Annotated in this window: 11 protein-coding genes; 3 read left to right on the forward strand and 8 right to left on the reverse strand. The window is 59.2% G+C overall.

Going from position 1 to position 13,296, the window contains the following annotated elements:
* Positions 1-123: 123 nt before the first annotated feature.
* From J4D97_RS13010 to J4D97_RS13025, 4 genes are all read right to left on the reverse strand, one after another.
* The gene (locus tag J4D97_RS13010; protein ID WP_208307933.1) at positions 124-1,371 is read right to left on the reverse strand and encodes a glutamate-5-semialdehyde dehydrogenase; all 1,248 of its coding nucleotides are present in this window, start codon (positions 1,369-1,371) and stop codon (positions 124-126) included.
* An 80-nt stretch (positions 1,372-1,451) separates the two neighbouring features.
* Positions 1,452-2,540: a glutamate 5-kinase gene (proB, locus tag J4D97_RS13015; RefSeq protein WP_208307934.1), complete on the reverse strand. Its 1,089-nt coding sequence runs from the start codon at positions 2,538-2,540 to the stop codon at positions 1,452-1,454.
* Positions 2,541-2,728: 188 nt separating this feature from the next.
* Positions 2,729-3,058: a DMT family transporter gene (locus J4D97_RS13020; protein ID WP_208307935.1), complete on the reverse strand. Its 330-nt coding sequence runs from the start codon at positions 3,056-3,058 to the stop codon at positions 2,729-2,731.
* Positions 3,059-3,227: 169 nt separating this feature from the next.
* Positions 3,228-4,763, reverse strand: a complete 1,536-nt coding sequence (locus J4D97_RS13025) for a SulP family inorganic anion transporter (RefSeq protein ID WP_208307936.1) — start codon at positions 4,761-4,763, stop codon at positions 3,228-3,230.
* Between the two features lie 329 nt (positions 4,764-5,092).
* Here J4D97_RS13025 and J4D97_RS13030 point away from each other — a divergent pair, with 329 nt between their 5' ends.
* The 3 genes from J4D97_RS13030 (at position 5,093) to J4D97_RS13040 (ending at position 9,033) form a co-directional block, all read left to right on the forward strand.
* Positions 5,093-5,989 carry a LysR family transcriptional regulator gene (locus tag J4D97_RS13030; RefSeq protein ID WP_208307937.1) on the forward strand — a complete coding sequence of 299 codons (897 nt, stop codon included), beginning with the start codon at positions 5,093-5,095 and terminating at the stop codon, positions 5,987-5,989.
* A 235-nt stretch (positions 5,990-6,224) separates the two neighbouring features.
* Entirely contained in the window at positions 6,225-7,427 is a 1,203-nt protein-coding gene (locus J4D97_RS13035) for a threonine synthase (protein WP_208307938.1), read from the forward strand.
* Positions 7,428-7,632: 205 nt separating this feature from the next.
* The gene (locus tag J4D97_RS13040; RefSeq protein ID WP_374940588.1) at positions 7,633-9,033 is read left to right on the forward strand and encodes an ammonium transporter; all 1,401 of its coding nucleotides are present in this window, start codon (positions 7,633-7,635) and stop codon (positions 9,031-9,033) included.
* Between the two features lie 103 nt (positions 9,034-9,136).
* On the opposite strand, the gene J4D97_RS13045 is transcribed toward J4D97_RS13040, so the two are convergent.
* The 4 genes from J4D97_RS13045 to J4D97_RS13060 are packed head-to-tail and all read right to left on the reverse strand — an operon-like array spanning position 9,137 to position 13,291.
* A complete protein-coding gene (locus tag J4D97_RS13045; RefSeq protein ID WP_185282629.1) occupies positions 9,137-10,342 on the reverse strand; it encodes a tetratricopeptide repeat protein in 1,206 nt (401 codons plus the stop codon).
* Between the two features lie 24 nt (positions 10,343-10,366).
* Positions 10,367-11,581, reverse strand: a complete 1,215-nt coding sequence (locus J4D97_RS13050) for a tetratricopeptide repeat protein (RefSeq protein ID WP_208307939.1) — start codon at positions 11,579-11,581, stop codon at positions 10,367-10,369.
* Between the two features lie 16 nt (positions 11,582-11,597).
* On the reverse strand, positions 11,598-12,962 hold the full coding sequence (locus J4D97_RS13055) for an ATP-binding protein (RefSeq protein WP_208307940.1): 1,365 nt from the start codon (positions 12,960-12,962) through the stop codon (positions 11,598-11,600).
* Positions 12,963-13,018: 56 nt separating this feature from the next.
* Positions 13,019-13,291, reverse strand: a complete 273-nt coding sequence (locus J4D97_RS13060; RefSeq protein WP_208307941.1) for a DUF167 domain-containing protein — start codon at positions 13,289-13,291, stop codon at positions 13,019-13,021.
* Positions 13,292-13,296: the final 5 nt, after the last annotated feature.

Here is a 13,296-nt window from a genome sequence, read left to right on the forward strand (position 1 = left end):
CGTTGCTGATGTTCGCGCCAATAGAGGTAGGAGAGGCAAGCGTCAGCACGAAGCTCGGGCAACGACAACTGGTCGGACGCCTACGGCGTCGGACCGGCACGCGCCAGCATATAGCGCGTGCCGCTATGCCCTCACCTGCCCGTCGCCGCGCACTTGCCACTTGTAGCTAGTCAGCTCCTCTAGGCCCATCGGGCCGCGGGCGTGCAGCTTCTGCGTGCTGATGCCGATTTCGGCCCCTAGGCCAAACTGTGCGCCGTCGGTGAAGGCGGTAGAGGCGTTGGCGTACACGGCGGCGGCGTCCACGGCGTTCAAAAAACGCTCGATGTGCGCCGCGTCTTCCGACACAATGGCCTCGCTGTGTTTGGAGCCGTGGCGGGCAATATGGTCCAGGGCCTCGTCGAGACTGCCCACCGTTTTCACAGCCAACTGCAACGACAGAAACTCAGTGCCGAAATCCTCGGGCCGGGCAGGTTGCAGCAGTTCAGCGGGGTACACGCCGCGCAGGGCGGGGTAGGCACGCTCATCAGCGTGCAACAGCACACCCGCAGTGGCCAGCGGTGCTAGCAGGGTAGGCAAATCGATTAGGCGGCTTTCGTGCAGGAGCAGACAGTCCAGCGAGTTGCACACGCTCACGCGGCGCGTTTTGGCGTTGGCCACAATGGCGCGGCCTTTCGCCAAGTCGGCGGTTTCGTCGAAGTAGGTGTGTACAATGCCCGCGCCGGTTTCGATGACGGGCACGCGGGCGTTGTTGCGCACGAAATCAATGAGCTGCTGGCTGCCGCGCGGAATCAATACATCCACATAACCCACGGCTTGCAGCAGGGCAGCGGTGGCTTCGCGGTCGGCGGGGAGCAGGGTAGCCACGGCTGAGTCAAGGCCGTGCTGGCGCAGCACTTCATGGATAACGGAGATGATAGCGCGGTTGGAAAAATCGGCATCGGAGCCGCCTTTCAGCACGCAGGCGTTGCCGGTTTTCAGGCACAGCGCTACCACGTCGAAGGTCACGTTGGGCCGCGCTTCGTAGATGATGCCCACCACGCCCAGCGGCACGCGCACTTTGCGCAGGTGTAGGCCGTTGGCGAGGTCGGTTTCGGTGAGCACGGTGCCTAGCGGCGAGGGTAGAGAAGCTACGTTGCGCAGGTCGTCGGCAATGGCTTGGATGCGCGCCGCCGAAAGCTGAAGCCGGTCGTACTTGGGGTCGTCGGAAGCCATACGGGCCATGTCCTTCGCGTTTTCGGTCAGGATGAACTCGGTGTGCTGCACAGCGGAATCAGCCACCGCCAGCAACACCGCGTTGATGGTGTCGGGGGAGACTTGCGCGAGCGTGCGGCTGGCTTGCTGCGTGGCTTCGAAGGTAGGCGTAAGGTTCATAGGCGTGGTTTCTATTAGCTGTTAGCTGCTGGCTATTAGCTGATAGCTGTTGTTCGTGATTGGAAGCTATCAGCTAACAGCTAAATATCAGCGTTCAAAAACAGATAATCGTAGTGCACCAGGGGCTTCTGCTGCTGTTGGCCTAGCCGCTCGCGGGCTTGCGTGGCATCGTACTCCGCCATGCCCAGGCCCACGGCGCGGCCATCCTCAGCCAGTAGCCGAATGATGTCGCCCTTTTCAAACTCGCCTTCCACCGCCACCACGCCTACCGGTAGCAAGCTGGTAGCCTTGCCCGGCGTGTTGAGGGCCGCGCAGGCGCCTGCGTTGAGGCGCACGGTGCCTTTGGCGGCTGGCTCGGCATGGGCCAGCCACTTCTTGCGGCCCGAGGCTGTGCGACTGGGTAGGAAGCGCGTGTTCACTACTTCGCCGCTCAGCACGCGGGGCAGCACGTTTTCGGTTTTGCCGTTGGCAATATGCACCGCAATGCCCAGTTGCGCCACTTTGTGGGCCATGTGGCACTTGGTAATCATGCCGCCGCGCCCGAACTGGGAGCGTTGCGTGGTCACGAAGGCCGAAAAATCGGGCGTATCGGGGCCAATCTCGCGGATAACGTGGGAGCTGGGGTCTTTCGGGTCGCCGTCGTAGATGCCGTCTACATTGCTGAGAATCAGCAGGGCGTCGGCGTCGAGCATAGCGGCGAGCAGGCCGGCCAGCTCGTCGTTGTCAGTAAACATTAGCTCCGTCACCGATATCACATCATTCTCATTCACAATCGGAATGATGTTGTTTTGGAGCAGTGCCCGGAAGCAGTTCTGCATGTTGCGGTAGTGCTGCCGGTCGCGGAAATCTTCTTTCGTGACCAGCACCTGCGCGCACGTGAGCTGGTGGTGGGCCAGCAGTTCGGCGTAGGTGGTCAGCAGCTTCACTTGGCCCACGGCGGCCAACAGCTGGCGGCTGCTCACGGCATCGGCCTTGTCGGGCACCTGCACCAGGCTGCGCCCCGCCGCCACCGCCCCCGACGACACCACAATTACCTCCCGACCCGGCTGTTTCAGCGTAGCAATCTGCTCTACCAAGTGGGCAATACGAGCCAGATCGGGCGTGCCGTCGGCCTGAGTGAGTACGTTGGAGCCAATCTTGACGACGAGACGATGGTAGGGTAGGGCCATGAGTTGTGTTGAGTTAGTCTGGCGCGGTGTAGAGACGCATATTTGCGTCTCGTCGTTGAACGTCTGCCGCCCGAATCGTTCAACGACGAGACGTAAGTATGCGTCTCTACACCGTTCCGGCGGGCAGGAAGGCCAGTGCGCAATCTAATAGTTTAAGGCGTAGATACGCCAACAGTTCAACCATAGCCCTATTCATTCGACACGAACTTCAGACCAATAATAGAGGCAATGAGCGTAGTCAGAAAAAAGACCCGCCAGAAGTCGGCCGGTTCCCGGAATACCACAATTCCCACCAGCACCGTGCCCACAGCCCCAATGCCCGTCCAGACGGCATAAGCCGTACCGATGGGTAGGGTTTGGGTGGCGCGGTAGAGCAGCGTCATGCTAAGCGTGAGGAAGGCGAAGAAGCCCAGCAGCCACAGCGTTGCCGCGTTGCCGGTGGTTTCTTTCATCTTGCCTAGGCAGGCCGCAAAGCCTACCTCACACAAACCCGCAATAAACAAGAGAAGCCAGGGCATAGGGTAGATGCGAGAAAGAAGTGAAAAGAGTTAAAAGGAACGTCATGCTGAGCGAAGCGGAGCGCAGTCGAAGCATCTCTACCACTTCGTTTCTATCATCAGGAGTTACTCACGGTAGAGATGCTTCGACTACGCTCCGCTTCGCTCAGCATGACGTTCTGATTACGCTTTATTCCGCCGTGTCGGCCACCACCTTATACGTAGGGTCTTCCCAGTAATTCACATCAATCAGGGCCTGGGCGTTGGTGAGTAGGCGGCGGCAGTCGGGGCTGAGGTGGCGCAGGTGTAGGGTTTTGCCCAGCTTGGCATAGCGTTCCGTGAGCTTATTGAGGGCTTCGATGGCCGATAGATCCGTTACACGGCTTTCGCGGAAGTCAATAATAACTTCCTGCGGGTCGCCGGCCGGGTCGAACTTCTCGTTGAAGGCTACCACGGAGCCGAAGAACAGCGGCCCGAAAATCTCGTAATGCTTGCGGCCCTGCTCGTCGAGGTGCTTGCGGGCACGGATGCGTAGGGCGTTTTCCCAGGCAAAAGCCAGCGCCGAAATCACCACGCCAATGAGCACGGCCAGCGCCAGGTTTTGCGACACGGCCGTTACCAGCGTCACCAGCGCCATCACCACCACATCGGTGAGCGGCATGCGGCCAATGATGCGCAGGCTGGCCCATTCAAAGGTGCCGATGACCACCATGAACATCACGCCAACCAGCGCCGCCAGCGGCAGCCGCTCAATTAGCGACGAGCCTACCAGCACAAACAGCGCCAGCGCCACCGCCGCCACAATGCCCGACAGCCGGTGCCGCCCCCGCGACTCGATGTTCACCATGGTTTGGCCAATCATGGCGCAGCCGCCCATGCCGCCCGTCAGGCCCGAGGCTACGTTAGCAAGGCCCTGGGCCACGCAGTCTTTGTTGCCCCGGCCGCGGGTATCGGTTAGCTCGTCTACTACCGTCAGGGTCAGCAGGCTTTCGGTGAGGCCCACCAGCGCCATGATGACGGAGTAAGGAAACACTAGCGCCAGCGTGTCCCAGGTGAAGGGGATGGAAGGCAGGTGGGGTAGGGGCAAGCCACCGCTGATAGAAGCAATATCGCCCACTGACTTGGTAGGCAGATTGCCAAAAATCACCATCGCCGACACCACTAAAATGGCCACCAATGACGACGGCACAGCTTTCGTGAGCTTGGGTAGGAAGTACACAATGGCCATGGTGAGCAACACTAGTCCCAGCATCAGCCACAAGGCCCCGCCCGTGAGCCAATGGGTAGCGCCGCTGGCATCTTCGGTCTTAAACTGCTCTAGCTGCGCCATAAAGATGATGATAGCCAGACCATTGACAAAGCCAAACACCACCGACTGCGGCACCAGCCGGATAAACTTGCCCAGGCGCAGCAGCCCTACCCCAATCTGAATCAGGCCCATGAGCGCCACGGCGGCAAACAGGTACTCCACACCGTGCTGCTGCACCAGGCTCACAATTACCACAGCCACTGAGCCAGCCGCGCCCGAAATCATACCCGGCCGGCCGCCCAGAATACTGGTAATCAAACAGATGATGAAGGCTGAGCCAATGCCTACCAGGGGGCTCACGTGGGCCAGCAAGGCAAAGGCAACTACTTCGGGCACCAGGGCCAGGGCGGTAGTGAGGCCGGCCAATACTTCGTCCTTCGGGCTGTAGCCCTTGGTTAACTTATCGAGAAGAATCATGCAAAGGAGGGGTATGCCGATCAGCGTGCGCAGTCGGCCAGAAAAGCCTTGTAGAGACTATCTGTTAAAAAATCAGAAAACTAAAAACGCGCGAAAAAGCCGCTACAGAAGGTAGGGGCTGAACTAAGCTGAGCGAAAGTCACTCAGGGTGGAGTAGGAATGGGCGCGAGAAGGTAGATCGTCATAACGATAGGACAAAGGTACGCCAGAAGCCCGAAAGCATATAATGTAGATCGAGCCGCTCCTTCTGCCAGCTGCTGGCGTGCACAAGCAAGCTTTTTTGCTTCGTGTACAAGTCTGAAATTCGCTGTAAACAGTAAACTTGCTGGATGCTTTCCTACCCGCACGAAGTTTTTCTGGAAGTGGCCCGGCAGCTGAGCTTCACCAAGGCCAGCCAAACGCTTTTCGTGACGCAGTCGGCGGTGAGCAAGCAAGTGAAGGCCTTGGAAGAGCACTACAAAACGGGGCTGTTTGAGCGCCTTGGCAACACGGTAAAGCTGACGCCCGTGGGCGAACTGCTCTACCAGAAGCTGCTGCTGGCCCGGCAACTCCAGCACGAGCTGCACCGCGACATGGCGGCGCTCAGCGAGGCGTTTTCGCCGCAGGTGCACATGGTCATTGGGGCCAGCACCACCATTTCGCTCTACGTGATTCCGCCGGTGCTCTCGGCTTACCTCAGCAAGTTCCCGAACACCCAGCTCACGCTTAAAAACCGCAACAGCGAGAACATACTCAAAGCCCTGCTCGACCACGAAATCGACCTGGGCATTATTGAAGGCATTCACAAAGTCAGCAACGTCACTTACACGCCCTTGCTCACCGACGAGGTAGTAGCAGTATGCTCGGCCCGCAACCCGTTTCGGCAGAAAGAGTTGCTGGCGAAGGACTTGCTTCGGGTGCCCGTGGCTCTGCGGGAGGTAGGTTCAGGCACGCTGGCAGTGCTGGAAGAAGCGCTGTTGGAGAAAGGTATCAAGCTAACCGACCTGCCCGTGAAGGTGCGCCTGGGCGGCACCGAAGCGCTCAAAAATTTTGTGCGCGTAGATACCTGTCTGGCCTTCCTACCCCGCCAAGCGGTGATGAAAGAGCTGGCCGCCGGCGAGCTGGTAGAAGTGCCCGTGCACGACCTAAACCTGGTGCGTCACTTCGATTTCGTGCAGCGCAAAGGCACCGAAAACAACCTGCCTTACAAGAGCTTCGTGCAGTTCGCGCAGCGGTATTATAGGTGAGGGGGGTAGAGAAGATGAGCGGTTGAAGTTGTCTGTCATCCTGAGCTTGCGAAGGACCTTCTGCCCGTTGAACGAGTCGTTAGTACGATAGTCGTTCACACGTGAGAAGGTCCTTCGCAAGCTCAGGATGACAGACGCACATACACAACCAGTATTCCAAACTGGCATAGCCTATTCCAAATAGCTGTTAGGTTCAGGAATGAACAGGACGGAGTTTTGCGTAGACTTTACTACTATGCTGACTTCCGTTGAACTCATTTCTCGTCTGCACGAACTACACTGCTCGGTGTGCGGCCAGCCTCACACTGCCTACCTGTTGCAAACCGTGTCGGAGTGCCACGCGGCGCCGCTGGAGGCAGTGTACGACCAGCGCCCGCGCCTCACCCGCGCCGCGGCCATCAACGTGCACGACGCCTCTATGTGGCGCTACCGGGCCATGCTACCCCTGCTCGACGATGAAAACAAGGTGACCCTGGGCGAAGGCTTCACGCCTATTCTGCCTCTGCGTCAGCTGGCGGGCCGTTATAATCTGCGCGAGCTATTGCTCAAAGATGAAGGCCAGAACCCGACCGGCTCCTTTAAAGCCCGTGGCCTGAGCATGGCCGTGTCGAAGGCAAAGGAGCTAGGAAGTACGGGGTGCATTATCCCCACGGCCGGCAACGCGGGCGTGGCCATGGCGGCCTACTGCGCCCGCGCTGGCCTGCGCGCCGTGGTAGTGATGCCGCGCCATACGCCCACGGCTTTTCGGGAAGAATGCTACTGGTATGGCGCCGAAGTGCATCTCGTGGATGGCCTCATCAACGACTGCGCCGCCCGCGTGCGCGAGCTGAATAGCCGCAACGAGCTGCTGGACGTGTCTACCCTAAAAGAGCCCTACCGCCTCGAAGGCAAGAAAACCATGGGCTATGAACTGGCCGAGCAGCTCGATTGGCAACTGCCCGACGTGCTGCTCTACCCTGCTGGCGGCGGCACTGGCCTCATTGGCATCTGGAAGGCTTTCCGGGAGATGCAGGTGCTGGGCTGGCTACCTGAAAACGCGAAGCTACCACGCATGGTAGCCGTGCAGGCCGAAAATTGCCAGCCGCTGGCCGACACCTATTTCGGTCGTCAGGCCAATTGCGCCGCTTATGTGGGGCAGCCTACCATTGCCAATGGCCTCGCGGTGCCGCGCCCCCTGGGCGAGCAAATGATGCTGCGCGTATTGCGAGAATCCGGCGGCACGGTGGTAAGCATTTCCGACGAAGATATGCTGGAAGGAATGCGCGAGCTAGGCCAGCTAGAGGGCCTGTTTGTAGCGCCCGAAGGCGCCGCCGTGTGGATGGCCACGCGTCATCTGCTAGCTGCCGGCACTATCAGCCCCGACGAGCAAATTTTGCTACTAAACACTGGATCAGGTCAGAAATATCTGGATAATGTTCTTGGCAGGGCCAGGGGGTAGAGAAAATACTGAAAGAGAAGATGAAAAAGGAAAAGAGCAGTATTACGTGTTGTTTGATATAAACTTTATAGGTATAAATCGTAAATAATGGATGTTTTTGAGAAAAAGGGGGTAAATATTGCAGGGTATCTGGATGAAAAATGCGTTTCGAGTGTATATTGCCCTTGGAAACTATACCCCCTGGTCCTCTCAATCACCTCTACGTATGTCTTCCCCTTCTACTCTACGGCCAAGCTACACCCTGTTTTCGCTATTCGCGCTGGTAGCCATTAGCTTAGTAGTAGCGCTGGTGCCCATGGAGCACCCCGCCGCCGCGCCCGATTCGCTGAATGGCGCCGACGTTGCCTGGATGCTCACCGCTACCGCCCTCGTGCTGATTATGACGCCGGGCCTGTCGTTTTTCTACGGCGGCATGGTGCGCCCCAAGAACGTTATCAGCACCATGCTCCAGAGCTTCGTAGCCATGGGCGTTATCACGGTGCTGTTCTACCTGGTAGGCTTCTCGCTGGCCTACGGTGACTCCTGGCACGGATTGATTGGGAATCCTTTGACCTTTATAGCCCTTCGTAATGTAGGTACGGCGCCCAATCCGGCGTTTGCGGCTACTATTCCGTTTGTGCTATTCTTCGCGTTTCAGTTGAAGTTCGCCGTTATCACGCCGGCCCTGATTACCGGTTCGTTTGCGGAACGCGTGCGTTTCAAGGGCTACCTAGCGTTTATGGTGCTGTTCAGCCTGTTCATTTACTGCCCGCTGGCCCACTGGACCTGGCACCCCGAGGGCTTCCTGCGACAGTGGGGTGTGCTCGATTTTGCGGGTGGTACGGTGGTGCACATCTCGGCCGGCATTGCGGCTCTGGCCGGGGCCATGGTGCTGGGGCGCCGCTCTACGCACATTCGTCAGAGTTCTTTCTCGACGCCTAATGTGCCCTACGTTATGCTGGGCACTGGTTTGCTGTGGTTCGGCTGGTTTGGCTTCAACGCTGGTTCCTCGCTGGGCGCCAACGATATAGCAGCTCTTTCCTTCGTGAATACTACCCTGGCTTCGGGGGCGGCCCTCATTGCCTGGATGCTAATTGAAACCATTTGGGGTGGCAAGCCCACGGCGCTGGGCGCCTGCATTGGAGCAGTGGTAGGCCTGGTGGCCATCACGCCCGCGGCCGGCTATGTGCAGAGCGGACACAGCATCTTCATTGGGGTTATTTCCTCATTGATTAGCTACGCCGCCGTGCACTGGAAAAACAGCCGCACCACTCTCGACGATACCCTCGACGTTTTCCCCTGCCACGGCCTGGGCGGTATCGTAGGCATGTTGCTCACGGGTGTGTTTGCTGATAAGGTAGGGCTGATTCACGGGTCGGCTACCACGTTTGGCTACCACGTGCTGGCGCTGGTTATCGTAGTAGCCTACACCTTTGTAGGCTCCTGGATTTTGCTGAAAATAACGGCCAGCATCTTCGGATTACGTGTGAAACCAGCCGACGAGGAACTAGGCCTCGACCTGAGCCAGCACGAAGAATCGACCTACCACGTTGATGAGGAGTATGAGCGCACCTTCCGCAAGAGTCCGGCACAACATGAGTCGGAGCCAGAGCTGATTTCTCGGTAAACGCGAAGAAGTACGCTGTAAACACGAACGTCCCGCCTTATGAATGCGGGACGTTCGTGTTTACAGCGTGTTTTAAGTCTAAACAGCTTCAGAGCAAAGTTTTCTATCGCAACGCATACGTCCAGACGTACACCACCAGGCCACCGAAATACAAAGCCAGCGCGGGCGTAACGTAGGTTTGTGGCAAGCCAAGCGCCACTAAGCCGACGGCTATGAGCCCTACCACCGCCAGGCCGCCCGCAAACCACATCGACTGGCGCTGACGTTTGGGTGCCAGCAGCCGCCATGTGCCCACTACCGGAAACAGTAGCCCCAGCGTGGCATAGCCCAGCAACTCCACGGCCGGCAACTGACCCAGTAGCCCGCCTGCCACCGCCACCGTGCCGCCCAGCAGCAGCACCAAAAACTGGTTTGACTGGCGCACTTGGTCGGGGCTGAGGGCGTGGCGGCCGTGGCTGTTTAAGCGCAGCAAGGAGTTGAACAGCGGATCAGCAAACCAGCTCATGAACACTAGTAGCAAGTACAAAGGCAGTAGCAGCGGCACGAACCGCGCCAGCACCCATAATCCAATAAACAAGGCTCGGCGGGTGCCATCACTCAGCGTAGTAGACCAGTACGCGAATTTCAGGAAGCCGCGGTACAGCCAGTAGCGCGCTTTGAGGGCTTCTACCAAGCCTTCGCGGGCGTAATCGGAGGTAGGGTGAAGGCGCAGGGCCTCGCGGAAGAACCCCAGCGCCTGCTTAGGCCGGCCAGCTTCCAGGGCTACCCAGCCGGCATCGGCGTGGGTGCCGGCCGCGTCGGGGTCGTGGCGCAGGGCCTCCTGGAGCGTATCGGCGGCATCGGCGCGGCGACCCAGGCGAGCCAGTGCCCGTCCGCGCAGCCCCAGGCAGTCGATATGGGCGGGGTCGTAGCGCAGGCCGGTTTCGGCAGCGCGCAGGGCAGCTTCCCATTGCCCCCGCCGAAACCGGATGATGCCCAGCGTGTGATGGTAGTTGGGGTCGGCGGGGTCCAGCGCCAGCGCCTGCTCAATGGCCTGCTGCGCCTCCTGGGGCCGATGCTGACGCAGGTGGGCCAGGCTAAGCAGGTAGTAGGCAAAATCGTATTCCGGCGCTAGGTGGATGGCCAGTTCCGCTTCCTGCTGTCCTTCTTCCAACTTGTTTTGCTCCAGCAAGGCCATGCCCAGCCAGCCGTGCGCCAGGGCATCGGTAGGGTCGTCGTGCAGCATCTGGCGCAGCTCCTGCTCAGCTTGCGGGGCACGCTCTTGACGTAGGAGCAGCAGGATGCGTTCGGTCCAGTGAGTTACGGGCATGAAGAACAGCGTAAGTGGGGCCTGCTACTCTTGTTGCTGAGCATGTGGCTTAGCGGGCCGGAATAACTGATAAATCAGCAGGAAAAGACCAAAAATAGCCAGGAAGCCCCGGCTTTCGGTAGCAGAATCAGGATTTTGCCAAAAGCCGTATAGCATAAGCAGGGCATTGCCTCCCGGCGAGAGCAGCAACAGTAAGCCCAGGGGAAGCCGCTTGTCGCCCTCTCGGAAGCGCCGCCACGCGTTGCGCAGCGGAAAAACCAGCCCGCCTCCTACCAGCGCCCATACCAAGGGTAGACTGGCTGGCAACAGGGCGGCACTGGCGATGGTAACGCCTCCCCAGATCAGCCCACCATAAAACCAGGCATCGGTAGGCGTGGGGGCGCGTTGCTGCTGCTGGTATCGCCAGTCCAACACGGCACTCAGCAACCATGCACCAGCCAGGGGTAGGAGTAGTAAGCAGCAGCACAACGTCAGGAAAACCGCCCACAGCTTGCTCCGAAGATGCGGCGCTTGCCAATGGTGCTGAATTTTATTTTTCTGCGCGACGGCCCACATAATAGGCTGTCGCCACCAGTGCGTATCGTGGATAGCTTGCTGTAAGAGGCGGTGCGCTACCTGTAGAGTAGGGTCGAGGCGAAGGGCTTCGCGCAAGTGGGGTAGGGCGGCAGCGGCCTGCTGCCGTTCCAGCAGCGCCGAGCCCACGTTGAGCCGTACGATGGCCGTGCTCGGTGCCAGCACCAACAGCTGCGTAAACACGGCGTCGGCGGTGGTGTAGTCGTGCAGTTTGTTGAGGCCCATGCCCAACCACAATAAGTTGCCCGCATGCTGGGGCTCCAGGTTGAGCCCCGCATAGGCTACCTCGGTAGCGGCCACATACAAGCCTGCAAACCACAAAATCTGGCTCCGCAAAGCATAATACCGCACCATATCGGGGCGCAGGCGTAGGGCCTGGATAATGGCCTCATCGGCGGCCATATAGCGGCTGAGCAGGTGCTGCACTTGGGCCAGCAGGAAGAAAGCGCTGGGCTCCTCGGGGGCCAGTGCAATGGTTGTGCGGCTCATTTCCAGCGCTTCGGATAGCCGGCGCTGCCGCAGCAACGCCTCCGTTAGCGTAAGGTGTGCCTGCACGTCGTACGGTTCCTGCTGAAGCCGGCGCATGGCCAACTGGGCCGCATCGACGGGGCGGTGGTGCTGAAGCAGGAGCGCTGCCCGGGCAAACCATTCTTCTTCCTGCCTCATCACACAAGCCGTTTGCCTACTCCCGCGGTTTTTTGATACCTAAATAGGTCAGGATATCGTCGTACACGCCACCCTCGTTGGAGTAAAGCGCGTAGTTTTTAGCCGTAGCAAACCACTCCTTGGTGCTGGGGCGCACCTGACCAACGGCTTGCAGAAAATCGGCCTGCTCCAGGGGTAGGGGGCGCCCTTGCTTCATCGACTCCCGCAGTCGGTTTTCAATGGCCACATCTACCAACGCCTTGAGGTCAGCGCCGGAAAAGTCAGCGGTTTTGGCGGCCAAAGCTGCCACTTGCACGTTGGCAGCCAGGGGCTTTTCGCGCAGCATCACCTCCAACACAGCCTGGCGGGCGGCCTCGTCGGGGGGCGTTACGAGCACAATGCGGTCGAAGCGGCCGGGACGGCGGAAGGCCGCATCCAAGTGCCAGGGCGCATTGGTAGCAGCCATGATGAGCACGCCGTCGTTGGCGCTAACGGCGCCATCCAACTCGGCCAGAAACTGGTTGATAACCGTGCGGCCCGCGCTCTGGCGCAAGTCGTGGCGGTTGGCAGCCAGAGCGTCTACCTCATCAAAAAATAGCACGCACGGCGCCTGCAACCGGGCCATCTGAAACAGTTGGTGTAGGTTTTTCTCGCTGTTGCCCAACCACATATCCAGAATGTCGTTGATGCCCACGTTGATAAACGATGCCTGCACCTCGCCAGCGGTGGCGCGGGCCAAGTGGGTTTTGCCGCAGCCAGGCGGGCCATACAGCAGCAGTCCGCCGCCGGTGGCTTTGCCGTAGGCTTTATAGAGGTCCGGGAATTGTAGCGGATGAATGATTTTGAGGCGAATTTCCTCTTTCACCGCTTCCATGCCGCCCACATCGGCAAAGTTGATCTTGGGCTTTTCGAGGCCGGCAAACAGGGCCTGCTCGTCTACCACCGGCGCGCTGTCGGTAGGGCGCGGGCCTTGTGCGGGCACAGGCGTGGCCGATTCGCGCAGTTGGGCCGCCAATGCAGCGTCTTCCAGGGTAGGGTTATGGTGCAGAGCGGTTTCGTACGCCTCGCGGGCGGCTACCTGCTGGCCGGTTTGGGCAAGCAGGCGCGCGTGCAATAAGTGGGCGCGGGCGTGTTCAGGGGCGCTGGTCAGTAGTTCTTCTACTACTACAAACGCTGCCGAGGTCTTGTGCAAACCCGTGTAAACCTCAGCCAGACCCAACTGCAAATCCGTATCGGCGGGTGCCTGCCGCAAGCCGGTGCGGTACAATTCTTCGGCTTCGGGCAGGCGTTGTGCCTGCACTAGCAGGCCGGCTACGTGCTTGCGAAGGGGTATATTATCTGGCGAGAAGGTAAGCGCTTCCAGCAGTGGTTGAATAGCGGATGGATCGGGTAAAGTAGCCATAAGCAAACACGAATCGTTGTACTTGCAAGCTACGCCCTTTCGCGGTTTTGTGCTAACTAATCTGTGTTATATTGCTGCAAAACCGTTTGCAAGTCAATTTCTGACACATCATGGAGGGCTACTTTTTTAAAAGGTGCCGTGTGACCACTCAGAAGCTCAACACTTGATTTCGCTATGCCAAACAGCTCAGCTAGGTAGGCCAGCAGACAAATGTTGGCTTTGCCATCTTGAGCGGGCGCTTGCAGGCGCACCGTTACGGTGCCATCGGGGGCTACCAGCAACTGGTTGCGGCGGGCGTTAGGCTTAGCTTTAAGGTGCAGAACGGCCAAAACAG

The organism is Hymenobacter defluvii, from assembly GCF_017589435.1.
GTDB classification, from domain to species: Bacteria; Bacteroidota; Bacteroidia; order Cytophagales; family Hymenobacteraceae; genus Hymenobacter; species Hymenobacter profundi.

Coding starts and splice junctions, on each gene's coding strand:
- J4D97_RS13010 (WP_208307933.1), bottom strand. CDS start 1,371: ATGAACCTTACGCCTACCTTCGAAGCCACGCAGCAAGCCAGCCGCACG.
- proB (WP_208307934.1), bottom strand. CDS start 2,540: ATGGCCCTACCCTACCATCGTCTCGTCGTCAAGATTGGCTCCAACGTA.
- J4D97_RS13020 (WP_208307935.1), bottom strand. CDS start 3,058: ATGCCCTGGCTTCTCTTGTTTATTGCGGGTTTGTGTGAGGTAGGCTTT.
- J4D97_RS13025 (WP_208307936.1), bottom strand. CDS start 4,763: ATGATTCTTCTCGATAAGTTAACCAAGGGCTACAGCCCGAAGGACGAA.
- J4D97_RS13030 (WP_208307937.1), top strand. CDS start 5,093: ATGCTTTCCTACCCGCACGAAGTTTTTCTGGAAGTGGCCCGGCAGCTG.
- J4D97_RS13035 (WP_208307938.1), top strand. CDS start 6,225: ATGCTGACTTCCGTTGAACTCATTTCTCGTCTGCACGAACTACACTGC.
- J4D97_RS13040 (WP_374940588.1), top strand. CDS start 7,633: ATGTCTTCCCCTTCTACTCTACGGCCAAGCTACACCCTGTTTTCGCTA.
- J4D97_RS13045 (WP_185282629.1), bottom strand. CDS start 10,342: ATGCCCGTAACTCACTGGACCGAACGCATCCTGCTGCTCCTACGTCAA.
- J4D97_RS13050 (WP_208307939.1), bottom strand. CDS start 11,581: ATGAGGCAGGAAGAAGAATGGTTTGCCCGGGCAGCGCTCCTGCTTCAG.
- J4D97_RS13055 (WP_208307940.1), bottom strand. CDS start 12,962: ATGGCTACTTTACCCGATCCATCCGCTATTCAACCACTGCTGGAAGCG.